Annotated in this window: 24 protein-coding genes and 1 pseudogene; 14 read left to right on the plus strand and 11 right to left on the minus strand. The window is 67.6% G+C overall.

The genetic code is table 11. The features are described 5' to 3' along the window. Positions 1-659 precede the first annotated feature (659 nt). The gene (locus OHA25_RS17375) at positions 660-1064 is read right to left on the minus strand and encodes an SDR family NAD(P)-dependent oxidoreductase (RefSeq protein ID WP_327588607.1); all 405 of its coding nucleotides are present in this window, start codon (positions 1062-1064) and stop codon (positions 660-662) included. A gap of 221 nt (positions 1065-1285) precedes the next feature. Beyond that, complete coding sequence (locus OHA25_RS17380) at positions 1286-1606, minus strand: antibiotic biosynthesis monooxygenase family protein (protein WP_327588608.1); 321 nt, start codon at positions 1604-1606, stop codon at positions 1286-1288. Between the two features lie 598 nt (positions 1607-2204). On the opposite strand from OHA25_RS17380, the gene OHA25_RS17385 reads away from it, so the two are divergent. Together OHA25_RS17385 and OHA25_RS17390 are read left to right on the plus strand one after the other, a co-directional pair. Next, the gene (locus OHA25_RS17385; RefSeq protein WP_327588609.1) at positions 2205-3323 is read left to right on the plus strand and encodes a serine hydrolase domain-containing protein; all 1119 of its coding nucleotides are present in this window, start codon (positions 2205-2207) and stop codon (positions 3321-3323) included. 112 nt (positions 3324-3435) lie between these two features. Then, positions 3436-4161, plus strand: a complete 726-nt coding sequence (locus OHA25_RS17390) for a MerR family transcriptional regulator (RefSeq protein WP_327588610.1) — start codon at positions 3436-3438, stop codon at positions 4159-4161. Positions 4162-4738: 577 nt separating this feature from the next. Here OHA25_RS17390 and OHA25_RS17395 read toward each other — a convergent pair. Then, positions 4739-5422, minus strand: a complete 684-nt coding sequence (locus tag OHA25_RS17395; RefSeq protein WP_327588611.1) for a winged helix-turn-helix transcriptional regulator — start codon at positions 5420-5422, stop codon at positions 4739-4741. Positions 5423-5607: 185 nt separating this feature from the next. On the opposite strand from OHA25_RS17395, the gene OHA25_RS17400 reads away from it, so the two are divergent. Further along, a complete protein-coding gene (locus tag OHA25_RS17400; RefSeq protein WP_327588612.1) occupies positions 5608-7011 on the plus strand; it encodes an MFS transporter in 1404 nt (467 codons plus the stop codon). Positions 7012-7042: 31 nt separating this feature from the next. Next, positions 7043-8710, plus strand: a complete 1668-nt coding sequence (locus OHA25_RS17405; RefSeq protein WP_327588613.1) for an MBL fold metallo-hydrolase — start codon at positions 7043-7045, stop codon at positions 8708-8710. A gap of 96 nt (positions 8711-8806) precedes the next feature. Here the strand turns inward: OHA25_RS17405 and OHA25_RS17410 are convergent, their stop codons facing one another. The 5 genes from OHA25_RS17410 to OHA25_RS17430 all read right to left on the minus strand — a co-directional run bounded on the left by OHA25_RS17410 (position 8807) and on the right by OHA25_RS17430 (position 13550). Further along, entirely contained in the window at positions 8807-9001 is a 195-nt protein-coding gene (locus OHA25_RS17410; protein ID WP_327588614.1) for a hypothetical protein, read from the minus strand. Further along, positions 8998-9222 carry a DUF6204 family protein gene (locus tag OHA25_RS17415; RefSeq protein ID WP_327588615.1) on the minus strand — a complete coding sequence of 75 codons (225 nt, stop codon included), beginning with the start codon at positions 9220-9222 and terminating at the stop codon, positions 8998-9000. The genes OHA25_RS17410 and OHA25_RS17415 overlap by 4 nt, the downstream gene beginning before the upstream one ends. 43 nt (positions 9223-9265) lie before the next feature. After that, a complete protein-coding gene (gene rph / locus OHA25_RS17420; protein ID WP_327588616.1) occupies positions 9266-11866 on the minus strand; it encodes a rifamycin-inactivating phosphotransferase in 2601 nt (866 codons plus the stop codon). Between the two features lie 386 nt (positions 11867-12252). After that, a complete protein-coding gene (locus OHA25_RS17425; protein WP_327588617.1) occupies positions 12253-12756 on the minus strand; it encodes a dihydrofolate reductase in 504 nt (167 codons plus the stop codon). Beyond that, a complete protein-coding gene (locus OHA25_RS17430; RefSeq protein WP_327588618.1) occupies positions 12753-13550 on the minus strand; it encodes a thymidylate synthase in 798 nt (265 codons plus the stop codon). Before OHA25_RS17430 ends, OHA25_RS17425 begins: the two co-directional genes overlap by 4 nt. Positions 13551-13836: 286 nt before the next feature. On the opposite strand from OHA25_RS17430, the gene OHA25_RS17435 reads away from it, so the two are divergent. The 4 genes from OHA25_RS17435 to OHA25_RS17450 all read left to right on the plus strand — a co-directional run bounded on the left by OHA25_RS17435 (position 13837) and on the right by OHA25_RS17450 (position 16012). Next, positions 13837-14586 carry a hypothetical protein gene (locus OHA25_RS17435; RefSeq protein ID WP_327588619.1) on the plus strand — a complete coding sequence of 250 codons (750 nt, stop codon included), beginning with the start codon at positions 13837-13839 and terminating at the stop codon, positions 14584-14586. A gap of 174 nt (positions 14587-14760) precedes the next feature. Continuing rightward, positions 14761-15117 carry a PadR family transcriptional regulator gene (locus OHA25_RS17440; protein ID WP_327588620.1) on the plus strand — a complete coding sequence of 119 codons (357 nt, stop codon included), beginning with the start codon at positions 14761-14763 and terminating at the stop codon, positions 15115-15117. Continuing rightward, positions 15114-15416 (plus strand): hypothetical protein, encoded by a 303-nt coding sequence (locus OHA25_RS17445; RefSeq protein ID WP_327588621.1) that lies wholly within the window; start codon positions 15114-15116, stop codon positions 15414-15416. Before OHA25_RS17440 ends, OHA25_RS17445 begins: the two co-directional genes overlap by 4 nt. Positions 15417-15436: 20 nt before the next feature. Continuing rightward, entirely contained in the window at positions 15437-16012 is a 576-nt protein-coding gene (locus OHA25_RS17450) for a hypothetical protein (protein WP_327588622.1), read from the plus strand. Between the two features lie 191 nt (positions 16013-16203). Here the strand turns inward: OHA25_RS17450 and OHA25_RS61400 are convergent. Next, positions 16204-16521: pseudogene (locus OHA25_RS61400) on the minus strand (transposase); the annotation flags it as partial. A gap of 73 nt (positions 16522-16594) precedes the next feature. On the opposite strand from OHA25_RS61400, the gene OHA25_RS17455 reads away from it, so the two are divergent. Genes OHA25_RS17455 through OHA25_RS17465 form a run of 3 tightly spaced genes read left to right on the plus strand, consistent with a single transcriptional unit; the run spans position 16595 to position 18357 of the window. Beyond that, entirely contained in the window at positions 16595-17095 is a 501-nt protein-coding gene (locus OHA25_RS17455) for a SigE family RNA polymerase sigma factor (RefSeq protein WP_327588623.1), read from the plus strand. 1 nt (position 17096) lies between these two features. Continuing rightward, positions 17097-17963 carry a hypothetical protein gene (locus tag OHA25_RS17460; protein WP_327588624.1) on the plus strand — a complete coding sequence of 289 codons (867 nt, stop codon included), beginning with the start codon at positions 17097-17099 and terminating at the stop codon, positions 17961-17963. A gap of 34 nt (positions 17964-17997) precedes the next feature. Then, positions 17998-18357: a hypothetical protein gene (locus OHA25_RS17465; RefSeq protein ID WP_327588625.1), complete on the plus strand. Its 360-nt coding sequence runs from the start codon at positions 17998-18000 to the stop codon at positions 18355-18357. A gap of 334 nt (positions 18358-18691) precedes the next feature. On the opposite strand, the gene OHA25_RS17470 is transcribed toward OHA25_RS17465, so the two are convergent. Together OHA25_RS17470 and OHA25_RS17475 are read right to left on the minus strand one after the other, a co-directional pair. Further along, the gene (locus tag OHA25_RS17470) at positions 18692-19339 is read right to left on the minus strand and encodes a nitroreductase family protein (RefSeq protein ID WP_327588626.1); all 648 of its coding nucleotides are present in this window, start codon (positions 19337-19339) and stop codon (positions 18692-18694) included. Between the two features lie 12 nt (positions 19340-19351). Continuing rightward, a complete protein-coding gene (locus tag OHA25_RS17475; protein WP_327588627.1) occupies positions 19352-20713 on the minus strand; it encodes an MFS transporter in 1362 nt (453 codons plus the stop codon). Between the two features lie 135 nt (positions 20714-20848). Here OHA25_RS17475 and OHA25_RS17480 point away from each other — a divergent pair, with 135 nt between their 5' ends. The 3 genes from OHA25_RS17480 to OHA25_RS17490 all read left to right on the plus strand — a co-directional run bounded on the left by OHA25_RS17480 (position 20849) and on the right by OHA25_RS17490 (position 24536). After that, positions 20849-21328 carry a MarR family winged helix-turn-helix transcriptional regulator gene (locus OHA25_RS17480; RefSeq protein ID WP_327588628.1) on the plus strand — a complete coding sequence of 160 codons (480 nt, stop codon included), beginning with the start codon at positions 20849-20851 and terminating at the stop codon, positions 21326-21328. Positions 21329-21504: 176 nt separating this feature from the next. Continuing rightward, on the plus strand, positions 21505-23781 hold the full coding sequence (locus tag OHA25_RS17485; protein ID WP_327588629.1) for an AbfB domain-containing protein: 2277 nt from the start codon (positions 21505-21507) through the stop codon (positions 23779-23781). A gap of 215 nt (positions 23782-23996) precedes the next feature. After that, the gene (locus OHA25_RS17490; protein ID WP_327588630.1) at positions 23997-24536 is read left to right on the plus strand and encodes a sigma factor; all 540 of its coding nucleotides are present in this window, start codon (positions 23997-23999) and stop codon (positions 24534-24536) included. Position 24537 lies beyond the last annotated feature (1 nt).

A 24537-nucleotide genomic window follows, 5' to 3' on the forward strand; every position in this document is an offset into this window, starting at 1 on the left:
CATGCGCCCGAGCGGCTGCTGCCCTCGGCGCTTTCCTCGGAGGCCGCGTCGTCGACTCCTTCTCGGTCTCCACCGTGATGATCTGCGGCGGGGCTGACCGCTCTGCTCATGGCGGTATCCCAATGGTCACTCACCAAATCCCGCTGAGCGGGCGCCCTGCATCCCCGCAGCCGACAGGAGCCGCAGCTAGGCCGTCCAAACAGCCTCGACCTCGGGAAACGATCAACCTGAGTCCGGGAAGCGATCTTCAGAGCCTTGCTTCCGTACCAGTTCAGGCTGACTCGTGAACACCCCACCAACCCAGGGCCATTCTTGAGACGGCTGGACTGAAGTTGACGGGATTTGATCATCGGGATCGGGCGGGATCTCGTCGTTTCAGGGGTTTCCGAACAGCCCTACCCACCTGCCGCATTCACGCCATGTAAACGGCCAAAGCACTGGCAGTCACTACGGGGCTTAAAGATCCTTCAGCCCACGCATCGTCCATGGGGGACAGCCGAAGGCCGGTGCGGGCGAGCGCGATCTGGCGCCCCGGTAGGCGTCGTGCACCTCCGCGGACCGGATCGAACCACCCGGCTCGGCGATGTAGCGGACGCCGTGGCGGTAGGCGTGGTCGACATTGTCGCGAAAGGGAGGCGGCCCACTCCCCGGCATTGGACTCAGCGCGGCGACGGCAGGACGGACAACTCGCAGGCGTAGGAGTCAGCCGGCGCGCTCAGCACCCAGACGATCATCGCCGCCAGCGTCTTCGGCCGGATGCAGAGCTGGGGATCGTACGGGCGCCCGAAGGCGCTCCTGACCTCCCCCAGCAGGTCGGTCGCCGTCGCTGTGGGATAGACCGTGATGACACGTATCCCATGGGCGGCCTCCTCCTCACGCAGAGAATCGGCCAACTCCCGCAGCGCCGCCTTGCTGCCGACGAACGCCGACCAGCGGGGCACACCGGTCATCCCGGGCGAGGCGTTGACAAAGATCACATGCCCCCTGGACCGCCGCAACGCGGGCAACGTCAGCCGCACCAGCTCGGCGGCGGAGGCCACGTTCACCGCCAGCGTCCGCCGCACGTCTCAGGGCCGGCCTCGGCGACGGCTTCGACGGGAGAGATTCCCGCGCAATGCACCAGCAGGAAGAGCGTCCTCGTCTACGACGGCGATGTAGCCGTAGCAGGGCGGGCCGTGCCGGTAGCCGTTGGCGGCATGCTGCCGCTGGCCGCGCATCGACTGCAGGAAGTACGGCTGGCGCGCGGCAATCAACGCGGTGGGCTCCCCGGACGGGGCCGCCAGGTTCAGGCTCTGAAACTGTAGGCGCGCTCGACGTGGGCGATCCGAACGTCGTAGTACTCGTACCAGCGCTCGCGTCCGAGCCGTTGCGCCTCCAGGTGCTCGACGTCGGCCTTCCAACTGGCGATCGACTCGGCGTCGGCGTAGTAGATCACCGTCAGTTCGTGGCCATCGGCTCTGGCGACGGACTCGCGGCCCAGGTAGCCCGGCCACTTGGTGCCAAGCTCGACCATCCGGGCCGCCATCTCGTCATATCCCTCTAGGCCCGTGTCCTTCAGCTTCTGAGTGATGATTACCGCATAGTAGGGGGGTGTAATAGGCGTCATGCACCTATGCTACTGACGGTTCGCCCTCGGCGATCGCGTCGCACTCGCTCCCGGCACGCTTTGCGTTCAGTCGAGACGTCCAGGGCGCCGCCGACTGGGGTCACTGGCACTGCTGAACTGAGCCTTGCGATCACCGACCGTGATCATCCCCATCAACTGCGCCATACCTCGGTATCTGGCCTGGTTCTTGTGGCGCTATTCGGCCCGCCGAACAGCTGGGAAACGATCAGTTGTGCTGAGGGAAGCGATCATCACCATCCCTGACTCGGTGCAGGATCGGGCGGGATCTCGTCGTTTCAGGGGTTCCGAGTCTGGTTCTGCCGGGGTTGGGCCCATGGATCGGGCGCGGTGAAGGGCTCGGGTGCTGTCTCGCGACTGTTGGAGCGCGGTGGACGAACCGGTGGGCATGGCGAAGCCCTCGGCTGGCGGCTCCGTCAACCGATCTGGGCGGAGCCCTTCGCGAGCACAACCCGCTGCCGAAGAAGCCAGGCGGTAGTACCGAGGGTCCTGGCCTGCCATAGGGGCCCGCATTACCCGACCGGCCGTTTCCGGCGGGGACTTGACCCTGACGCTGCGTCAGGGGTTGAGCATCGGACCCATGACGAATTCAACGACATCGATGACGACGGCAGGCGACGGATACGACCGATCGGTGCTGGAGGCCGACCTGAAGGCCATCCACGCGAAGGGAGTCTCCGGACTGCTCGCCGCCGTGCACACCGGCAGGGAACTGCTGACCGCTCGCGCCGGCGTGGCGGACCTCGCTTCCGATCGGCCGATCGCCTACGACAGTTACTTCCGGATGGGCAGCACGGCCAAGACGTTCACCGCCACCGTGGCACTCCAGCTTGTGGGCGAGGGACGGCTCTCGCTCGATGACACCGTCGACGACTGGCTCCCGGGCATGGTCCGCGGCAACGGCAACGACGGCACCAAGATCACCGTCAAGCAGCTACTCCAGCAGACCAGCGGGCTGGCCGAGTACATGTACGACGTTCCGATCTGGACGACGAAGGACTTCCTGGAACATCGGTACGACTCGTACACCTCGCAGCAGCTCGTGGCCATCGCCATGCGGCACGAGCCCAAATGGCTGCCCGGACCGGACGAGCGGCGCTGGAGCTACTCGAACACCAACTACGTCCTGGCCGGGATGATCATTGAGAAGGTCACCGGCAACGAGCGATCGCGGGAGGTGATGGACCGGATCATCCGTCCCCTTGGGCTGGATCACACCTTCTCCCCCGGGGACGATCCGCGGCTTCCGGATCCCCACCCGATGGGCTATACGGAGTTTCCCGGCAGCGCCGAGCCGGTGGAGACGACCGAGATGAACCCCACCCCGTTCGATGCCGCGGGCGATCTCATCACCACGGCGGCCGATCTCGTGCGGTTCTGGCAGGGACTGCTCGGGGGCGAGCTTCTCAAGCCCGCCCAGCTCGCGGCGATGAAGGAGACCGTTCCCGCTGCCGAATGGGATCCTGTCTTCCCCGGCGCAGGCTACGGCCTGGGCATCGGCCAGTTCCAGTCCTCCTGCGGCACGTACTGGGGTCACGCCGGCAACACTCCCGGGCACTGCACCCACAGCGGCTTCACCGAGGACGGCCGCCGTGGGATGGTCCTGCTCACGACGTTGTGGGTCTTCAACGAGAACGCGCTCCCCACCGAGAAACTCATCAACGACGCGATGGACCACCTGATGTGCGACACGAGATGATCTTTTCCGGGTACGGCCGCGCGGCCGTACCCGGACACATGGGTGATTGCCTGCTGGCAGTATCACAACGGACTACCCGCTCCAGGTGGCGGGAGCAAGGGGGGAAGTACGGGTGCTCACCATCGGCCAGCTCGCCGCGCATGCCGGCGTGACCGTACGCGCTGTGCGCCACTATCACCATGTCGGTCTGCTGGCCGAACCCGAGCGGGATGCCTCCGGTTACCGCCAGTACGGCGCCGCGGCGGTCGTGGACCTGATCCGGATCAAGACCCTGGCCGATGCCGGGGTCCCGCTCGCCCGCATCGACGAGCTTCTGCACGCAGGACCGGAGCAGTTCGCCGCGGCCATCACCGAGATCGACCGTTCGCTCGCCGAGAAGATGGACCAGTTGCGCGAGCACCGCGAGCGGATCTCCGAGCTCGCCGCCGGTGACCGGCTGTTTCTGCCGGACGACGTCGTGCATCTCCTCGATCGCGAACGCGCCCTGGGGGTCGCCGAGGGCCTGGTTCGCCTGGAACGCGACGTCTGGATCATGTTAGTGGCGCAGACGCCGCAGGCCATCCCCCAATGGGTCGCCGCGAAGAACGCCGCACTCGACGATCCAGCATTCGTCCAGCTCTACCGGGCCATCTCCCACGCACTGGACTTGCCCCCCACCGATCCGCGGCTGCCCGAACTCGCCGAACAGATCAAGGCCTGGCACACGCGCAACATCGATCGGCCCGGCCCCACCGTCGACACCCCGGTCGACATGATGTTCTCCCACGTTCTGCAGTCGTCACCGACGCTACGGCGGTTGCTGGCTCCCAGCGGCGCTGATTTTGCCAGCGAGTGGTAGCAGCGTGTGCCGTCAGTCAGCGTGGACAGCGCTCCCGAGCTGATCGGGCTTGGAACGTCGGTGAGATGTAGCAGCACTCAAAGACTCGATTGCTCACCCAGCGTGCTGCCAGGTCAGTCCCGTAATCCTTGATGGTGGGGCACCTGCAACACGCCGAAGAGTGCCGGACACTTACCAAGGTGTCCGGCACTCTTCGCAAGGAGACTTTGTGACACATCAAGGTGCTGGGAGGGGCCGGGCCGCCGTCGCGGATCGAACTGATCGGCGTTCGGGTCCCAGTACGCGGGATCGCAGGAGGCCGGCTGTCGGCCAGGCAGGCGTGCGTATCGTCGGGGTGAGGCGGTCGGGATCGAGCCCGAGGTGCTCGTGGGCGGTCGGGGACAGGGAGAAGGCGGCCAGTCGCCAGGCTTCGGCCAGGGTTGCTTTGCCACTGTGGTGGATCGAGAGCAGGAGACAGACGAGCACGGCCCGGATGGGCATTCCCGCCTTGCGAGGCGTCGTTGCTGATCGCAGGCAGGAAGTTGAGAAACCGCCTTCCGTTCTTGTCCTGAGATCACCTCGGCACGTGGAGCATCCCCTACGGCGTCTTCCCTTCAGCAGTTGAGGAGGGTTGCATGCGGGCGGCGTCTCCGCCTCGGGGCAGGATGCGCTGGATGGCCTTTCGGGACCCGGTGACCTGCATGCCTTGTTCCTCTGCGTCGGCGAGGGGGAGCCGGCCGCTGAAGAGGGCGAGGATGCGCGGTGGTGGGCCGGTGATAGTCGCATCGGCGTTCGGGTCGGCCCCCAGGCGGAGCGAGACCTGGCCGGCGTCGGCGTCGACCACCACCGTCTGATCCCCGGCGCAGATCTGGATCGAGGACGGGGACTGGTCGGGTTCGTGGTCGGCGAGGAACATCCGAACAGGCAGGCGCAGCCATTGGCCCCGAAAGGCATCGTCGGGCCGGTAGTCGCTCATCAGCGGCACGCCCCAGCGGCCGAGCTCGAAGATCACTGCCCCCAGATCGGCGCCGCGATCGGTGAGCCGGAACAAGGTGGTGGCGACCGGGGGCGGGGCGTCCTCGCGGTCCACGAGGCCGGCGGCCTCCATCTCGCGCAGACGGTCTGCGAGCAGGTTGGTGGCGATTCCCGGCAATCCGGAGCGCAGGTCGGTGTAGCGGGAGGGACCGCGGGCCAGGAGCTCGCGGACGATCAGCAGCGTCCATCGATCGCCGACGACATCGAGGGCTTTGGCCACGGAGCAGTACTGGCTGTAGGAGCGCATGAGATCAGTCTATCGCTTAGCTTGAAACTCTCATGCAATAACTTGATTTTCTTGTCTTATTACTTTAAAAGTTTGTCATGGCTAACATCGATGCGCAGGCATCCGCCCCAGCTGCGGATCCGTCTTCTGGCCCGCCGCCTTTCAGCCCGCCTCCGGGCACAGGTCAACCCCGTGCCGTTTTTGCCGTGCTGGCGCTGGCGGTGTTCATCTCCACCCTCGATGTGTTCATCGTCAACATCGCCGTCCCGGCCATCCAGACCGACTTCCAGCACTCCACTGTGGCCGACGTGTCCTGGGTTTTGAACGCCTATGCGATCGTCTTCGCCGCCCTGCTCGTGCCCGCAGGCAAGCTCGGCGACGTTATCGGCCGGCGACGGGTCTTCGCCGTTGGCCTGGCCGCGTTCGGCCTGGGTTCAGCCCTGTGCGCAGTCTCGCCGTCCCTTGGCTTCCTCATCGGCGCCCGCGTCCTGCAGGGAGTCGGAGCCGCCGCGGTCACCCCGACCTCGCTCGGCCTCTTGCTGCCCTCTATCCCACCGCAGCGCCGGGCCGCCGCGATAGGCGCCTGGTCCGCCCTAGGCGCGGTCGGCGCTGCCTCAGGCCCGTCGTTAGGCGGGCTGCTCACGCAGGTCAGCTGGCACTGGATCTTCATCATCAACGTTCCCCTCGCCGCGATCGCGCTCATCGGCACATACCGCGTGTTGCCCGAGATCCGCGACCCCGCCCGTCCGCCGCTGCCCGATGGCATCGGCACCCTCGTCCTGGTCGCCGCCGTCTCCCTCGCCGCGCTCGGCCTGGTCCAAGGCCACTCGTGGAACTGGGATGGGCGAGTCATCGGCTGCTTTGCCGGCACGGTTGTACTCGCCGCCGGGTTCGTCGCGCGCTCCCGGCGGCACCGCGCCCCGGTCCTGGAACTGGGCATCGTGCGCGTCCCGGCGTTCGCGCTGTCCAGCCTGTCAGCTGCCCTGTTCTATGCCGCGTTCTCGGCGATGCTGCTCGCCAATGTGCTGTTCCTCACCGGGACCTGGGGCTACTCGGTCCTGCAGGCCGGGTTGGCCCTGACTCCCGGACCCATCGCGGCCGCGATGTTCGCGCCGTTCGCCGGCAAGCTCGCGCAGCGCATCGGCCCAGGACTCGTCGGCGGTGCGGGCGCCTTGCTGTTCGGAAGCGGATCGGTGATGTGGGTCGCGCTCATAGGGCTCGAGCCCACCTACTGGTCCCGGTTCTTCCCCGCCATGCTCATCGCCGGTAGCGGAGTGGGCCTCGCGCTGCCCGCGTTCACGATCGCCGCAACCGCAACTCTGGCGCCGCAGAAGCTGGGCACCGGAATCGGCGCGCAAACCATGTTCCGCCAAATCGGTTCGTCCCTCGGTGTCGCCGCCTTCGTCGCCATCTTCGGTACCCCCACCGTGTCCACCGTGATCGGCGCCCACAACAACACCCGCTGGTTCATGATCGCTTCGGCGGCTGCCGCCGCCCTTGCCCTCGCCCTCATCCGACACCGACACCCCGGGTCCCCACCCACGCCAGGCAGCATGGCCGCCACGCCGAACTCGGCCGACGGCTGGACCAGCACCCAACGCGGTGAATAACGCAATCAGTCAGATTGGACGGAGAAGAGATATGAACATGGAGATCGCGGCGCTCTCCCAGGTGGCGACCTGGCCGAACGCCGACCGACGCACCAGAATCGTGCTGGCCAACCAGTTCATGACCACTGGGCTCGATAGGGAAGGGTTCGAGTTCTTCTCAGCCTTATCGGCCCGAGCGCAGGGCGACGGGCTCCTGCTGGCACTGGCCGGCACCTTCCAGTCCCGTCTCGAAGGCCAGGCCGAGGCGGCGATCGTCAAGCTCGATGCCGCCACCTCACTGGACCTGGGGCTGCCCCACTACTTCCGCGGAATCTCCCTGGCCCGCCTGCCCGAGTGCGCCGGCCGCGCGGAGACAGTGGTCGCGGATCTGGAGTTCGTCCTCATGGTCAAGGACCAGTTCCCGCCGGGTTTCATGCGGCCCGTCCACGCGGCGCTGTCACGTGCGTACGACCTGCTCGGCCGCACTGAGGCGGCTGCGCAGGCACGTGGCCGAGCCGGCCACCTGATCACCGACTATTGGGCGAATCCCGACGACGGGTTCCGCTTCGCCCACCAGCGCCTGGTCGAATTCGCGCCGGGCGTATACGTAGCGCAGGGCTATGACTTCTCTGATGTCGGCTTCGTCGTCACCGACAACGGGGTGGTCGCCATCGACGCCGCAAGCACACCCGAGCACGCAGCCGCGGCCCTCCGTGGACTACGCCAAATCACCGAGCTGCCTGTCACGCACGTGATCCTCACGCACACCCACTTGGACCACGTCGGGGGACTCGATGCCCTAACGGCCGACGGCGCCATGGTAATCGCGCAGGCGAACTTCCCCCACGAACTCGCGCTGCAGAACTTCGGCCCACCGCCGCTCGGATACTACCTTTCACGCGGGCAAAGCCGTCGTGCCCACGTCACACCCGACCACCTCGTGGACAACGAGGAGAAGCTGACAGTCGGCGGCGTGGACTTCACGCTCATCCCAATCTCTGGAGGAGAAAGCGATGACGGGCTGGTCATCCACATCCCGAACCTGGACGTGGCCTTCACCGGCGACATGAACATGCCCTATCTCGGCTCGCCGACCCTCGCAGAAGGCTCCGCTCAGGGTCTGTTCGAAGCCATGCAGATGGTCATAGACCTACGACCGCGGCAGCTCATCCACGGGCACACCGCGCTGACCGACAACTATACGATCGAGGCCTTCCCCGGGCTGCTGGCGGCCTTGCGCGACCTGGAACGGATCGTCGCAGCCGGGATCGCAGACGGGCTGACGCTCGTCGAGATCCTGCAGCTCAACCACCTGCCAGACGTTCTCAAGGACCATCCTGTCTCGGTCATGCCGTACCTGGTCACCCGCGACAACTTCATTCAACGTGTGCACCGCCAGCGGACCGGATACTGGCACCGAGGGGGCGAGGGCATTGAGCGCTTCGCGCCCGCGGAACTGGCGGCTGCGCTGAACCTGCTAGCCGGCGAGAGCCCTGCGGCCTTCAATACGGCAGGCCTCGAACTAGCGCGGCGCGGCGAGCACGCACTGGCACTGCATGTCGTCGACCTGGGGCTCCTTAGCCATCCCGACGATCCCGAACTCGTCGGCCTGCGGCAAAGCCTGCTGGATTCGCTGGTCGCGCAGAACCAGATGCTCAACCCATTCAAGTTCATGCACTACGCCGCACTTGCCGACCTCGAACTGGCGCCGCCCGACTGATCCTTGTCGCTCGGCCCTCCGGAACGCGGCCGCCATAGAAATCGAAGGCCGTCGGCCGACGTAGCTGGTCGGGCGAGATCGCCGAGCGGGGGCCTATCAGCGGTGCATCCGTTGGGGACCCAGGTCGCGGGTGGTGTGCGCGAGGGCACGGATCACGGCGTCTTCCGTCTCGGCACGCCCGACCAGGGCGTACGGGAGGGCGTCCATGTCACGGACCGGCAGGTAGACGACGTCCGGCCGGATCAAGTACGGGAACAGGCGGCGACGGTGATGGTCGCGTTCGTCGGTCACATCCGGCGCCCCTTGGGGCGGATCTTGATGTGGCGCATGTCGGTCACCGCGAGCTGCAAGATCTCATGCGGATGCCCGTGCGTCTCCAGCGCGGCCATCGCGCCAAGCGCCGCCTCGTCCTGGCCGTCGTCCGGACCTGCCGGCACCTGGCAGCGAAAGGTGAAAGCCGTCACGCTCTGATCGTGGGTGAACGTCCCGGACGCCATCAACGAGAAGGCCACGGGACTGCTCACCTCACGCAGTTACCGTTCTCCGTGTGATCAGTCAAGGCAGAATCTCGACGTACCCGTCGGTTCCGTGCACGCGGATCCGCTGCCCATCGCGGATCAGTCGGGTGGCGTCGACCACACCGACGACGGCCGGCAATCCGTACTCGCGTGCGATCACTGCCCCGTGAGTCATCAATCCTCCGACCTCCGTCACTAAGCCTGCGATGGCGACGAAGACGGGCGTCCAGCTGGGGTCCGTGTGGGCCGTGACGAGGATGTCGCCCGGTTCGAGGTCGGCCCGTGCCATGTCCAGGATGACGCGGGCCCGGCCTTCGACGGTCCCGGCGGAGACCGGTAGGCCGATCAGCGCGCCGGCCGGCGTATCGTCGCGTCGGTACGTCCCAGAGATGGCCTCGCCATCGGACGTGAGCACCCGGGGCGGCGTGAGTGCTTGATATGACCTGAACGCGTCCTTGCGCCGGCCGATGAGCTGGTCATCCACGCGGTTCGTGCGCACGACGTCGTGGAGCTCCTGGAACGTGAGGTAGAAGATGTCTTCCTTCTCACGAAGTACGTGGGCCTGCACGAGGCGCTCGGCTTCCTCCAACAAGGCCTGCTTGTACACGAAGTAGCGGCTGACCATGCCGTACTTCGGATACTCCCGGTATCCGATGAAGGTCCGGACTCGGTCGATCATCCGCTTCGTCTCTTCGGCCTTGCGCTGCCCGTCCGGCAGGGCACGCAAGCGCTCCAGCAGCTCCTGCTCCTTCTTCCATGCCTCCTGCCGCCCTTGCTCGAAGCGCCGCTCGCCGGCTCCCAGCTCGAAGTTCTTGATGTTGCCGAGGATCATGGGCACGAGCGTGGAGGGGCGTTCACTCCAACGCGGCCGCGTGATGTCGATCTCGCCGACGCAGCGCATGCCGTACTTGTCGAGCCAGGCCTCGATGGCGTCTCGCGCTTCCCGCCCGCCCGCGAGCTTGGGCAGCTCGTCCAGGAAACCCTCGTCCTCGATGTGCTGCAGAAACGCCACCACGTCCGGATACGGTCGGATCACGTCAGCGACGCCCAGGAGCGCCAGCCCCATTTCTGACGTGACGTTGTGGGGCACGGACTGCGTGAGCGTGTCCGCCGCGTTCTTCTCGCCCAGCCACGCCTCCAGCTGCTCGTTGAGCCACCACGTGGCCTCCATCGCCGACATGAACACCTGATGGCTCTGCGGATCGAACAAGATCCGCCTCAGCTCCTGAATGTCCGCCCGAATGAAGTCGAGCAGCGCCTCTCCTGACTTCGTCCGGATGTCGCGCTCCGACGCGGCGATGGATGCCTCGCTGCGCCCGATCAGCTCGGTGACGATGGCCGGATCGGTCTGGATAGGGGCGGCTGGCGCGCCGCCAACCAGTGGCCCGGGGGGACCCTCGTCAGGGAGCGGCCGGATGAAGCCGTCACGATCGAGGACGGTCTGCAGCGCGTCTGCGATCAGCGGATCGGATCTCCCCACGAGCTCCAGGAAGCCGGCGCGGCTTGTCGGCGAGGCCAGCCTCTGGGTGACGTCGACGAACAGGCGGCCGCCGGCCTCGGCTATGGGCGCGGGGGTCGTCATCTGCCAGAAGGAGAGCCCCAGGGGCTTCATCGCGTCGGTCATCATCTGCTGATGGCCGACGGAGATATAGACGTGGTTCTCCCGGTCGCTGGACTCGGGGATGGGGAACAGCGTGGTGATCGGCCGGCTCTGGACGATCTGGAAGCTGTCGTCGACCAGGCACCATTCGATGTCCTGGGGGCGGCCGAAGTGCGCTTCGATCCGCCGGCCGAGCTGCGCGAGCCGCACGACCTGCGCATCCGTCAGCGCCGGCTGCTCCTGCTGCTCCGGGTCGATCGCCTGTTTCTGCGTCCCGCCCGCCGGCGAGGCGTGGATGGCGAGTTGCTTGGCGCCGACCGCCTTGGCGACGACCTCGCCGTCGCGCACCTTGTAGACGTCCGCGTTCACCAGGCCGGAGACCAGGGCCTCGCCGAGGCCGAAGCCGGCTTCTATGGAGGCGACCCTTCGGTTGGACGTGACGGGGTCGGCTGTGAACAGGATGCCGGCCGCCTGCGGGAAGACCATCTGCTGCACGACCACGGCCATGTGGACCGTACGGTGGTCGATGCCGTTCCGCTGGCGGTAGGTCACGGCCCGCTCGGTGAACAGCGAGGCCCAGCATCGGCTGACGTACTGGAGGATCGCGGCCGGGCCCACGACGTTCAGGTACGTGTCCTGCTGGCCGGCGAAGGAGGCCGTCGGCAAGTCCTCTGCCGTCGCGCTGGATCGGACGGCGTAGGCGGCTTGCTCGCCGAGCTGGGCGAGAGCGCGGGTGATCGCCGCCGCGAGATCGCCCGGGATGGCGACCCCTTCGAGGGCCCGGCGGATCTCCGCGCTGAGCGTGCGGATCGCCTCCCGGTCGTCCGGGTTCAGGCGCGACAGCTGATCGAGCCGATCGTCGATCGACGGCGCTTCCGCCATGATCCGCCGGAAGGCATCCGTCGTCACGCAAAAGCCGGCCGGCACGCGGATGCCGTCGATCCGCGACAGCACGCCCAGGTGCGCGCCCTTTCCGCCAACGACCGCGACCTGCGTTTCGTCAACCTCTTGAAGACCCAACACGTACTGCTCGATCATCGCGATCCCTCCGAGGCAGCCGCGCTCCGTTGCCCTGCATCGGCCGGTCGAATCACCGGCGTCTCGAGAACAACGCACGCACGTCGTGCCCCCATGTCTTCGTCCGTTGTTGGTCCGGCCGACGATTCTGCAGCACGACCCGGGTCTTGCGGCAAGCCCCCCAGTCCGCTATACGGTAAAAATGGCAAGGAGTGAGATCTCCTGCCTTGCCATCCGGGTCGTCCGCTGCGGACTGACGCCCTTCTCGTGAAGCGGCGGCGCGCCGCGTACGGGGTACACGTCGTTGGCCCAAGAGGGTTCGCGACCACACGCTCCACAACAGGGTCTTCGTGTGGCGCGGGGGCGGCGGGCGCAGCTGAGAAGTTGATCAGGGGTGTGGTTGACCCTTACCGCGTGTATCTGCGGATGCGGTAGCACAGTCCGGACGTCGAGGACTGCCAGCCTCTGTCCTCGGCGACTTTCCACGTCGGGTCCGGTATCGGGGCGTAGGTGTCGCCGTCCACCGTCGTGTCGACTTCAGTCACCCAGAGCGTCGTGGCATAGGGCAGGGCCGCACGGTAAATTTCTCCGCCGCCGATCACCCATGCCGCAGCAGAGGCGGCCGGCTCCAACGGCTCGGTTGCGAGTTCCAGGGCTTTGGCGATGGACCCGGCACGTTCGGCGCCTTCGGCCGCCCAATGCGGATCGCGAGTCACCACGATGTTGCGCCTGCCGGATAGCGGGCGGAATCGTGAAGGCAGTGAATCCCACGTTTTGCGTCCCATCACCACTGGATGGCCGAGGGTGGTCGCCTTGAAATGCGCCATGTCCTCAGGCAGTCGCCACGGAATCGCGTTATCCGCGCCGATCACGCCATCGAGGGTCTGCGCCCAGATCAGCCCGACGTTCACACCGCCACCGGGGCTTTGATGGCCGGGTGGTGCTGGTAGCCGAGCACTTCCACATCGGAGTAGGCGTAGTCGAAAAGCGAGTCGGCTCGGCGCAGACGCAGCTCGGGGAACTCGAACGGCGTACGCGAGAGCTGCTCGGTCACCTGCTTGACGTGGTTGTCGTAGATGTGGCAGTCGCCGCCGGTCCAGATGAAGTCGCCCGGCTCGAGGTCGGCCTGCTGCGCCATCATGTGCGTGAGCAGGGCGTAGCTGGCGATGTTGAACGGCACGCCGAGGAATAGGTCCGCGCTGCGCTGGTACAGCTGGCAGGAGAGCTTCCCGTCGGCGACGTAGAACTGGAAGAAGGCGTGACAGGGCGCGAGTGCCATCTTGGGCAGCTCGGCGACGTTCCAGGCGGAGACGATCATCCGGCGGGAGTCCGGGTCGCGGCGCAGAGTGTCGAGAACATCGCTGATCTGGTCGATGTGCCTGCCGTCCGGGGTGGGCCAGGCGCGCCACTGCACGCCGTAGACCGGGCCGAGGTCGCCGTTCGCGTCGGCCCATTCGTCCCAGATGGTGACGCCGTGTTCATGCAGCCAGGCGACGTTCGAGTCGCCGCGCAGGAACCACAACAGCTCGTACACGATGGACCTGAGGTGCACCTTTTTGGTGGTGACCAGCGGGAACCCCTGTGAGAGGTCGTAGCGTAGTTGGTGCCCGAAGACACTTCGGGTGCCGGTGCCTGTCCGATCGGCTTTGGTCGTCCCAGAGGTGAGTACCAGCCGCAACAGATCTTCATACTGAGTGTCCACCACGGCCGTCGAGTCTAGTGGCCATCCACAAGCGGGTATGCGCCGACATCCACGTCCGTCGCGCTCAGCGTGCGAAGCCGATCGACCTCCGCGATGTGAACGTCCCCTGGGCAGGGGCGGAGGGCGAGATGTCGGTAGCCGCGCTCCAGAAGCGTTCCAGTTTTAGGGAATAGGGAAAGGCATCTGGGCTCTTCTCCGAGGGAATGGAAGGCTCAACTGGCCCGCGCAGGACGCCGAGACGCTGCCGGACGTTGACCGGCCGTCTATAGGAGCCCTATTCTCGCCCGACGTGAAGCTTCTTAAGATCGCGGCGTTCGCCTGCGCCCTCATCACTCCCTTAGCCGGAACGGCGTCCGCGAACGCCTCGGCATTTCCGGTGAAAAACCCCGTCCTCACCAAGAACGCGCTGTACGAGGCGGGCCCGCTGCCGCCGACGACATGCGACGAACTGCCGATTGAGCCGCACAACTCCGGGCAGGCCCGCGCCTACATTGACGAGGTCATCCGCTGTCTGGAGAACACGTGGGGGCCGTATCTGAAAAAGGCCGGCCTGCCGTATGAGCCGGTCAAGGTTCGGTACGTGAAGCGCCTGCCCAAGAACTACTGCGGTTCCGACGAGGAAGGCAGCCGGGATTCCGAGGTGTGGTATTGCGACTGGGACCGCACCCTGTCCTTCAAACTCGGCCATTCCTGGCTGGCGTCCCCGTCCGACCTCCTGCTCTTCAACAAGGCCGCGCTGATGTACGGCTACCACGTGCAGAAGCTGACCGGCCTTTACGACGCCGGCGAAGACCTCAGGGCCGGCAGCAAGGCCGAGCATCAGGAGCAGGACCGGCGCATGTACCTGCAGATCGAATGTCTGGGTGGCGCCTTCATCCAGAGCGTCTGGCCGATCAAGGGCAGGACCACCGAGGATTGGAACAAGGTCCTGGGATACGTCTGGGACGACAACGTCAAGCATTGGATCCGGGCCGGTTTCCGCACCGGCGACCCGGGATCCTGCAACACATGGGTGGCGTCCTCGTCGAAGGTGGCTTAGAGCTGCTTACGCACTGAGGTGAGGCGTCGCCGGCAGATGAGGGTGCGGGATCTTGTCGTTTCAGGAGTTTCCGAATCGGGTTCGTCCTGGGTTGGGGAGCCGCGGAGCAGGTGTCCGTCGAACACTACGTCCCGGCGTTGCACTATAGGAAGATTGTCGGTATATATCGATCGCATGAAGAACAGGTCGATGCAGGAGCCGACGTTCCTGATCCTCACGGCCCTGGCGGCCGGGCCGCAGCACGGCTACGGCATCATCACCGACGTCCTGAAGATCTCCGGTGAGCGGGTGCGGCTGCGCGCCGGCACCTTGTACGCCGCGCTCGACCGGCTCCAGGACGAGCAGTTGATTGAGACCGACCGCGAGGAGGTCGTGGGCGGCCGGGCCCGGCGTTACTACCGGCTCACCATCGAGGGCGCGGCCCGGCTGTCGGCCGAGGCCGAACGACTGCGCCGGAACGCCGACACCGCCACCGCGCGGCTGCGCCGCAGCCCGGCCGCTGCGCAGCCGTCCCTCGGCGGCGCCTCGTGACCGCGCTGGAACGGCGCTACCGCCGGTTGCTGACCTGGTACCCGAAGGACCACCGGGCGCGGCACGAGGAGGAGATGCTCGCCGTGCTGCTGGCGGCCTCGGCTCCAGGCCAAAGTCGCCCGTCCGGGCGGGACGCGTTCGATCTGGTGCGCGGCGGCCTGGCGATCCGGCTGCGCCGGGTCGCGCCGCCCGGGTCGCGCCGGCATTGGCGGGCGCCGTCGACCTGGCCGCCCTCCTCGCCCCTCTCGCGCTTTTCGGCGCCGGCCTGTCCCGCGCTGCCGCGCTCGCTGGCCGGTTAGCCTTCGACCAGGCCCTCCCGGTGCTCGTCTATGCGCTGCCGTCCGGGCTGGTCGTGCTTCTGGCGTGGCTGGGGCGGCGATGGGCGGCGATCGCCTGCGCGTGGGCCATAGCGGCGTTGCACGCGGGCGCGATGATGGCCCGGCTGCTGTCCCTGCCCGAAGGGACCATAGTGATGGGCGACGTGCTTCTCGTCTCGGGGCGGCCGTTGATCGCTGCCAATATGCTGCTGGCGGCCCTCCCGGCGTGCGTCTGCGCGGCGATGCTGACCCTCGCGCCGTCGCCTGGTCCCGGCCCTGTGGGGTCCCGGCGGCTGCTGGCCTGGGTGGGCGGGGTGCTGGCCGCGTACGTCGTGAGCCTCCTGCTGCTCGACGTCTACGAGTCCGTCCTGATGCTGGCCGCCATCGGTACGGTGGCGGTGCTGGCGCTGCGCTCTCCTGCGGGCCGGCGGACGGCTGCCATCCTGACGCCGTTCCTCCTCGTCACTGTCATGCGGTCGTGGTTCACCGATCTGGCGAGTCTGACGGCGGTCGCCGTCGCGACGGCGGCGCTGCTGAGCCTCACCGCGTGGCTGGCCCGCACCCGGGAACCCGCCTGACGCCCAACGCGCCCACGGTGCCGCCACCGCCGCAGATTCACCTGCACATCCACACCTTCCAGGCGACGAACGATCAATTGTTGGCTGCGCGCAGCATGGTGAGTGTCTTTCTCGGTCCACGGGCTCGCCGGGACGCCGTAGTAGACGGGCATGTCGGCGGCGATGGGCGCAGCCGGTGCGCAGCGCCCCGGGTCAGCTCGCGGCGCGCCGCGGCCTCGGACGTAGAGGGTCTCGTGGCCCACATGCATCTCCACCCGCTCGGAGAAGCTCTTGCGCTGGCTCAGACAGATCTGCTCCGGACTCCAGTGCTGGTGCAGATGATCTTGAATGCATGCCCGTAACTCGGGGTTCTGCCCGATCTTGCTGGGCTTGGGGCGAGGCGGGCGCACGTCGGCGCGGGCCTGGGCCGCGTGCGGCCGGTACTGGCCGTTGCCAGGGCGCCGGTTGCGGCGAATCTCCCGGCTAATGGTGAAGGGCGCGCGGCCAAGCTCTCGCGCGATCTCCGGGATCGGCGGGTTAGGGCAACACACCATAGATTCGCGGGCCCGCCTCCATCTATAAGGGTGAGACCGAGGAGAGCCCTTGAACCCCGACCAGCAGCGAGATTTCACCGAGTTCGTCGTCGGCCGCTCCGACAGCCTGATCAGGCTCGCCTACGTGCTGACCAACGACCAGCACGCCGCCGAGGACCTGCTGCAGACGGCGCTGGCCAAGACGGCCAGACACTGGCGGCGGATCCGTGACAATCCGGAGGCGTACGTGCGCCGGATCATGTACCACGAACAGGTCGGCCGCTGGCGAAGCCGGCGCTGGGATCGCGAGAGCGTGGTCCCAGCACCCCCTGACCGGGCCGCGGATGACCGGACCCGCGAGGTCGAGACCCGCATCACCCTGGCCCAGGCGCTGCGGATCCTGCCGGCCCGGAAAAGAGCGGTCTTGGTGCTGCGTTACTACGAGGACCTCTCGGAGTCCGAAGTCGCCAAGATCATGGGCTGCTCGGTAGGGACCGTGCGCAGCCAGACCCACCAAGCCGTCACCCGGCTACGCGAGCTCATTGGCGAGACCGTCACCCTGGAGGCATGAGATGACGATCGACGAACAGCAGATCGCCGAGGAACTGCGGCTGATGGCGGACGAGGCCAGGCCCGTTGACGTGCTCGGCTACGTCAGCCGGGCGCGGACCGTCTCGCTGCGACGCCGGCGTCTGTCCTGGTCGCTGGCCGGGCTCGCGGCGGCCGCTTCGGTCATCGCGACGGTGATCGTGGTTCCCCCCGGCGGCTCCGGCCCGGACACGGCGGCGAAGGTGATGAGACTGCCGGACAACACCCCTGAGCAGTTGCGACTCGTACGCGAATGCATGCCTCAAGGAGGTCCCGTCCACAACATGGACGGCAATCGGCGCATCCCGGAGCACGGGACGGTCAAGGACTTCCGGCTGCTGGTGGAGTACCAGGACAAGGGCGGGACGACCGCCCTGGTCGGGAGCCAGTCCGGCTTCGTGCTGTGCACGCCGACCGAGCAGACGGATTTCGCGGAGCGAGCGGTCTTCACTTACTGGGGGTTCAAGTCTCCGGGAAGTCTCACGGGCTTCTCAGGTGATGTCCAGGTGGACGCCTACACCTCGCACGCGCATTCGTACGCGGTGGGGCCGGAGCGAATTCAGAAAGACGACGTCTACCGGGTCGTCGTCGGCCGGGTCGGTGCCAGTGTGCGGCGGGTCGAAATCGACTGGGCGGACGGGCGGCGTACCGATGCGCGTGTGGCCGATGGGTTCTTCATCGCCCGGGTGCTGGGGAAGTTGGTCAGGGATCGCCAGGATGGCGACGACGAGCCGCCTACGATCTTGGATTCCCCGCCGGTCACGGTGACCGCGTACGGACCACAGGGTCAGGTTCTGGAGCAGGAAAAGAGCGTGGCTTTCGGCCCGTTGGGCCGGGGAAGCGGCTACTGACCTGGTGCCGAGCTCTGGGACAGCCTGGGTGGCCGTGGAGACCAACGTGATCGGTGTCATCCGTGTCACCAACGCGATGCTGCCGTTGCTGCGCCGCTCGGCGTCGCCGCGGATCGTGAACATGTCCAGCAGCGTCGGCTCGCTCACCCTGCAGACCACTCCGGGCGCCGAGACGGGTCCGATCAGCGTCGCGTACGCGCCGTCGAAGACGTTCCATCAACGCGGCCTGCCCCGGCTTCACCGCGACCGACCTCAACGGCTTCCGCGGCGTCCGTACCCCGGAGCACGGTGCGGCGATCGCGATCCGGCTCGCGACCTTGCCCGACGACGGACCGACCGGCAAGTTCTTCGACGACGCGGGGGTGGTGCCTTGATGACATGTTCAGGCGCGTAGCAGGAGGCGACCTGGGCAGGGTCTGCGACGGCCGGCTAATCGACGGCCGCTATCGCGTCCACCTCGATCAGGCAGCCCGGCGCGGCCAGCCCTCGATCTCGAGGACCAAGCAGCCTGAACATGATCCTGCCTGCGCGCCACCTTGTAGGCCCCCACGCCAGCGCCCGTCGAGGACTTCCCCGAGGTCACCGATCACTCGCGGGAGGCGTAGGCGTTCTCCGAGGCCCAATGAGGTCGGGTCGCCCGGGGGAAGTCGCCCCCCTGGCGACCCGGCCCGTGGTCCAGCGCCGCTTGCCAGGCCGCCCCTGGGGTCGGGACGGCCTGGCCAGCGTGCTCACCACCGTTCCCAGTGCAGGACCTCCTTGCGCGGGATGCGGGGAGCGGGCTTGAAGTCGGTGCCGAGGGTGAAGGCCAGCGGGATGAACGCGGCCAGCATGACCTCCTCGTACGGCACGCCGAGCACCTTGGCCAGTTCCCGTTCGAGCGGTCCCTGCGCGGTGGTCCACACGGTGCCCAGGCCTCGCGCCCGGGCGGCCAGCATGAAACTCCACACCGCCGGCAGGATCGATCCCCACGCCCCCGCCTGCACGGCCGCCGGGGCGCGGTCGGTGCGGCCCTCCACGCCCGGGATGACGAACGCGGGCACCTGATGGATGTTGTCGGCCAGGTGGCGCAGGCCGTCGAAGACCCGCTCGGTGGAGCCGGGGTGGTAGTTCATCCGCCGCACGTCGCGTTCGGTCAGCGGTTGCCCGGTGGCCAGCGGCAGAGCGCGCAGGAAGATGTCGGCCACGGCCTGCCGCTGCTCGGGCTCGGTCACGACCATGAAGTGCCAGCGCTGCCGGTTGCGTCCGGTCGGGGCTTGTACGGCCAGGTCCACGCACTGCTCGATCAGCTCGCGCGGCACCGGGCGGGTGAGGTCCAGGCGCTTGCGCACGGCGCGGGTCGTGCTCAGCAGCTCGTCGGGGGTGAGATCCAGCGTCACGATGTGTCTCCTTCAGGCGGTGGGGGCGGGAACAGGTGCGGAGCGGCGTGGGCGCAGGCCGAAGGCGGCGACGAGAGCGCCGATCAGGGAGAAACCGCCCGCGATCAGGAAGGCGATCCGGTATCCGGCCAGCGTGGAGCCGCCCAGCGTCATCATCGACGCCAGCACCGCCACGCCGATTCCGGCGCCGATCTGCACGGCGGAGGTGACCAGTCCCGAGGCTAGCCCCTGCCGCTCGTCCGGCAGGCCGGAGACGGCGGCGATGTTGAGACTCGGAAAGGACAGCCCGTTGCCGATGCCGTGCACGACCAGCGCGGGCACCAGCACGGTGACGTAGTCGCCGGTCGGCCCGGCCCGCAGGAACAACAGGATGCCCGCGCCCTGGACCAGCATCCCGGCGGCGGCCACCCGCCCCAGGCCCCACCGGCTGATCAGCCGGCCGGCCAGGTTGGCGGCGATGACGATGGCCAGGCCCATCGGGACGATCCCGAGCCCGGTGGCCAGCGCACTGTAGCCAAGTACGTGCTGCAGATACAGGACGGCGACGAACTGCCAGCCGATGGTCGCGCACGCCCAGGTAAGCGCCGCGAGATTGGCGGCGCCCACGGTGCCGGATCTGAACACCTCCAGCGGGACGAGCGGCGCGGACCGCCGGCGCTCGATGAGGACGAAGGCGCCCAGGAGCAGCACGGCCACGACACCGGCCGGCCAGTTCCGCTCCGTCAGCGCGAACACCCCCATCAGCACGCCGCCGGTGACCGCGATCGCGCCGGCGGCGTCGAACCCCTCGCGCGCCCCGGGCGGCCGAACGCCGCGTGGCAGCACCAGCGGCGCTGCGGCCAGCACGAGCAAGGCGATCGGGACCGGCAGGAAGAACACCAGCCGCCAGCTGATCTCGGTCAGCAGGCCGGAGGCGATCAGTCCGGCGGTGTAGCCAGTCGCCCCGGCGAGCGAGTACACGCCCAGCGCCCGGTTACGCTGCGGCCCCTCGGCGAAGGTCGTGGTGATGAGCGACAGCGCCGCCGGAGCGGTGAGCGCGGCCGCCACCCCCTTGATCACCCGGGTGGCCACCAGCGGCCATCCGGCCGACAGGAGCCCGCCGACCAGGCTCGCCGCCGCGAACACCGCCAGCGATAGCAGGAACACCCGGCGGCGGCCGAACAGGTCGGCGATGCGGCCGCCGAGCAGCAGGAAGCCGCCGTAGGCGACCGCATAGCCGGACATCAGCCACTGCAGGCTGCTCTCCGTCAGCGACAGATCACGCCCGATGGCGGGCAGGGCCACGCCCATCAACGACAGGTCCATCGAATCCAGGAACACCGCGGCGCACAGCAACGCCAGGGCCACCTGTTGGCGGCCGTCGGTTCGGGGCACGATCACTCTCCATCTGCATTGAAACAATTGGCGGACAGACGGTTCGGACCGTATGCCTGCAAATCATCTGCTGTCAAACAGTCTGTATGGAGATGGACTTGCGATAGACTGATGGCTGAACGCAAGAGGAGAGCGATGGCGATAACGACCAGAACGACAGACCGTGGGACGGCTTACTTTCCGCAACTCGCCGCCGAGCGGCTGGACATCGCCCTGTGCCGGGCCTCGGCCGCCGTGGCCCGGGCCGCCGACGCTCATGCCGCCGGGGAAGGGCTCGGAGTCGGGCAGCACCTCGTGCTCCAGATGCTCGACGCCGTCGGCCCCTGCTCTCAGCAGACGCTCAGCGAGGAACTCCGGATCGACCGCAGCATGATGGTCGGCATCTGTGACGATCTGGAGCAGGCGGGTCACGTACGCAGGGAACGCAACCCCCGCGACCGGCGCTCCTACGCCGTCACCATTACCGACTCAGGCCGCCGGCGGTTCGCCGAGGCTCAAGCCTTGATCCCGGCCTTCCTCGAGGACACCTTCCAAGTCCTCACCCCCGACGAGCGCGGCCAGTTGAGCGCGATCCTCGCCAAACTCCTGCAGGCCGGTGCCAGCAGCCCCCGCTGACCCCCCATGTCAGTGGCCCATGCGCATGATGTGGCGCCCCTCCTCCGCCCACCACCTAGGCCCAGCGCGGTGCGATCTTCAAGCAGGCCGCCCACAAGGCCACCGCAAAGCTCTTCCTGAGCTGGATCACCTCCCAGGCCGCCCAGAAGTCCGCCGTCGCCACCTCGTCCTGGTCGGTGCGCGAGGACGTCGGACCCCCGACCGGACTCAAGCCCCTGGCCGACTACACCGACCCCGACGCCTTCTCCCGCTTCATGTCCGATCGCGCCGCCGTGGAAGGCTTCCGCAGCCAGGTAATCGAGCCCACCTCCCGACACCTCGCCGCCGCACGTAAGGGGGACCGGGAGGCCGAGTTCGTCGCCGCCATCGGCGAGGAGACCCACCTGGCGAGCCAGGACCGTGCCCGAGACAGTGTGGCGCGACTCACGAGCATTTTTCTGTTATCCGCGCCCACCTGTTTCGTCACCTCCCACGAGAGCCTCCACACGGGAGGCGGCGACAGTAAGGCAGCAATGAGCGACAAGGGTTTCGGAAAACCCCCAGTCCGCCACCTGGCCCTCGCCGCGTTCGTGACGGCGGCCGCCGTCTACGGCGCGCAAGGGCCGGTGGCCGGGGCCGCCGTGCGCACCGGCACCTCGGCGGCGCTGCACGGCGGCACCGGCCTGGCAGCCGATCCGGCCAAGGATCCGGGAGTCGATCCCGTCTTCTCCTCTGACGGAGAACTGAACAGGAAGGAGACCTACACCTACCGGCCCTCGGAGCCGGGCGACCACGCCTTGCCGCCGGACACGTTCACCCTGCGCTACGACGTCTCCCAAGCCGCACAGCGTCCCCTGAAGGCGCAGCTCGTCAAAGCGCGGGCGGAGCTCGCGCGCAGCACCGGCATCGCGCTCTACCTCACCGGCGGGACCGCGCTGAACGACGCCGACCTGACGGCGGTGCAGACCGTGGGCAACGCCGAGAGCGCGGGCGGGCTCGGGCTGACCAAGCTGAACCGGCTGCACATCTACAACCTGCGATCCCTCCAGGGCGGGACCGAATGCACCCCCGACTCCGGCCTGGCCTGCGCCGGCCAGATCGCACGCGGCGGACGCTCGCCGTACCTGTGGCACAACGGCTGGTGGGGGTCGTGGGTCAGGCACCTGGTGCTGGACGATCTGCAGAACATCAAACCCGGCTCCTTCAGCAACCACAACTTCGCCTCGGTCAGCTTCAAGGCAGCCCGCACCGTCGGCGCGATGGCGTTCGGGCACGGGCCGTACGCCAAGCTCAGCGTGCTCTACCTGCCGAGCGTCACGGAGATCGGCGCGAACGCGTTCCGCCGCAACCAGTACCTGACGAAGGTCAACCTCCCGCGGGTGCGGACCATTGACGACTTCGCGTTCGACGACGCTTCCCGCCTGCGCTACTTCAACGCCCCCGAGCTGGAGTCGATCGGCAGGAACGGACTGAACGACAGCCACGTGCTGGAAGCGGTCAACCTTCCCGAGCTCCGCTACATGGGCATCAACTGCTTCGATCTCAACGGTGACGCCGCCGCCGGGACAGGGATCAAAGTGCTGCGGCTGCCGAGCCTGCTGACGCTGGACAAGAACGCCATCGTCCGCCTCGCCTCGCTCAAGGAGCTGTACGCGCCCGCGCTGACCACCGCCTGGCATGACTCGATCTCCGACAACGCGAGCCTCACCTCGGTCTATGCGCCGAGCCTGAGCAAGCTCGGTCCGCGCGTCTTCGCGCGTGATCCCCAGCTGCGGGCGCTGTACCTCGGCCAGAAGCCACCGGTCCAGGACAAAGCCGCCTTCACAGGAGCCGACCCCAAGCTGATCATCTACTACACCGGCGACACCTCCGCCTGGAAGAGCTTCGTGCCCGCGGGAAATCCCGCGATCAAGCTGGTCAAGCGGATCGCGGACGCGGCGCCCTCCGCCACCCCTGTGCCATCCCCCACCGCCACGCCCGGTCAAACAACCGCGGCGTCGCCATCACCGACGTACGCGCCGTCGGAGGCCGCCAGACTGCCCACGGGCGTGAGCCGGTCCTTCCGGTCGGTCGGCACTCCTGACGCGTTCATCCTGAACCTGCGCGGCCAAGCCCGGCTTGTCACCATCCGCGACACCGACCCGGCGGCATCCCGGCAGGGCACCGGTTTGCGCATCGTGCCGGGCCTTGCCGATCCCAAGGGATACTCCTTCATCGGCCCCGACGGCCGTTACCTGCGGCACAAGCACTTCCGGCTGCGTTTCGACCGCAGTGACGGCAGTTCCCTGTTCAAGAAGGACACGACCTTTTACGCCCGTCCGGGCTCGATCACCGGATCGGTGACGCTGGAGTCGCTGAACTATCCGGGCCGGGTCATCCTCCACCGCGACCGTCAGCTATGGCTCGCTGCCCGGCAAGGGACCGCCGCCTTCCGGACCGCAAGCTCCTTCCAGCCGGTCCTGCCTCTCGGATGACCCACGGCGTCCGGCCGTCACCCACGGCACGATCCGCAGCGCGGTCCTGGCCTTCGCCGCCGCGGCTGCCCTGACCTGGCGCCGGAGCGGTCCGGCCGCTTCGGCAACTGATCGCTGAAGATGGGCGTCGAAAATCGGGCTCGGCCCGCCGGTCACCCAAATCGGTCTCTCACTCAGTAGTACATCGTAAGGATTCCAACGGGCGGAGGTTCAGGATGGCGGATGGTTTCGCCAACTACGTCGGACAGCGGCACGAGCGGTTGTGCCGCACCGCGTACCTGCTGACCCGGGACTGGGCCATGGCCGAGGATGTGGTGCAGCATTCGCTCGTCAAGGCGTGGACTGTATGGCCGAAGATCGGCGACGACCCCGACCGGTACGTGTACCGCATCATCGTCAACTGCGCGGACCCGCAGGCGTGGGTGCTGGTGCGATCGGTGCACGATCCCGGCCAGTGGACCGATTTCGGGCGGTGCGGCGAGCGGAAGGGGAACATTCTCGACAGCCAGAATGATGCGCAGTCCGTCCCGCCCGGGTGGCTGGAGCGGCCGCAGGGCGTGGAGATCTGGGTCTTCCCCGCCGACGCGTCGATCGGCTCCAGCGCCGGCTGCGCCATCGAGGACAGGAAGAAGGGTGCCTGCAACGCGCCGTTCGACCACGAGACGCTGACACTCGCGCCGGAGCTGCTGGCGAACCAGATCGGCCCCCGGGAGGGCGCCCCGTGGTGGATCGGCGTCTACGACACTCGCCAATGAT

This window comes from Nonomuraea sp. NBC_00507 (assembly GCF_036013525.1).
Taxonomy (GTDB): domain Bacteria; phylum Actinomycetota; class Actinomycetes; order Streptosporangiales; family Streptosporangiaceae; genus Nonomuraea.

Bases quoted from the DNA above. Each gene is read 5' to 3' on its own strand.
- OHA25_RS17490 (WP_327588630.1), top strand. From the start codon at position 23,997: ATGGCGGATGGTTTCGCCAACTACGTCGGACAGCGGCACGAGCGGTTG.
- OHA25_RS17460 (WP_327588624.1), top strand. From the start codon at position 17,097: ATGACGATCGACGAACAGCAGATCGCCGAGGAACTGCGGCTGATGGCG.
- OHA25_RS17480 (WP_327588628.1), top strand. From the start codon at position 20,849: ATGGCGATAACGACCAGAACGACAGACCGTGGGACGGCTTACTTTCCG.
- OHA25_RS17405 (WP_327588613.1), top strand. From the start codon at position 7,043: ATGAACATGGAGATCGCGGCGCTCTCCCAGGTGGCGACCTGGCCGAAC.
- OHA25_RS17440 (WP_327588620.1), top strand. From the start codon at position 14,761: ATGAAGAACAGGTCGATGCAGGAGCCGACGTTCCTGATCCTCACGGCC.
- rph (WP_327588616.1), bottom strand. From the start codon at position 11,866: ATGATCGAGCAGTACGTGTTGGGTCTTCAAGAGGTTGACGAAACGCAG.
- OHA25_RS17395 (WP_327588611.1), bottom strand. From the start codon at position 5,422: ATGCGCTCCTACAGCCAGTACTGCTCCGTGGCCAAAGCCCTCGATGTC.
- OHA25_RS17380 (WP_327588608.1), bottom strand. From the start codon at position 1,606: ATGACGCCTATTACACCCCCCTACTATGCGGTAATCATCACTCAGAAG.
- OHA25_RS17385 (WP_327588609.1), top strand. From the start codon at position 2,205: ATGACGAATTCAACGACATCGATGACGACGGCAGGCGACGGATACGAC.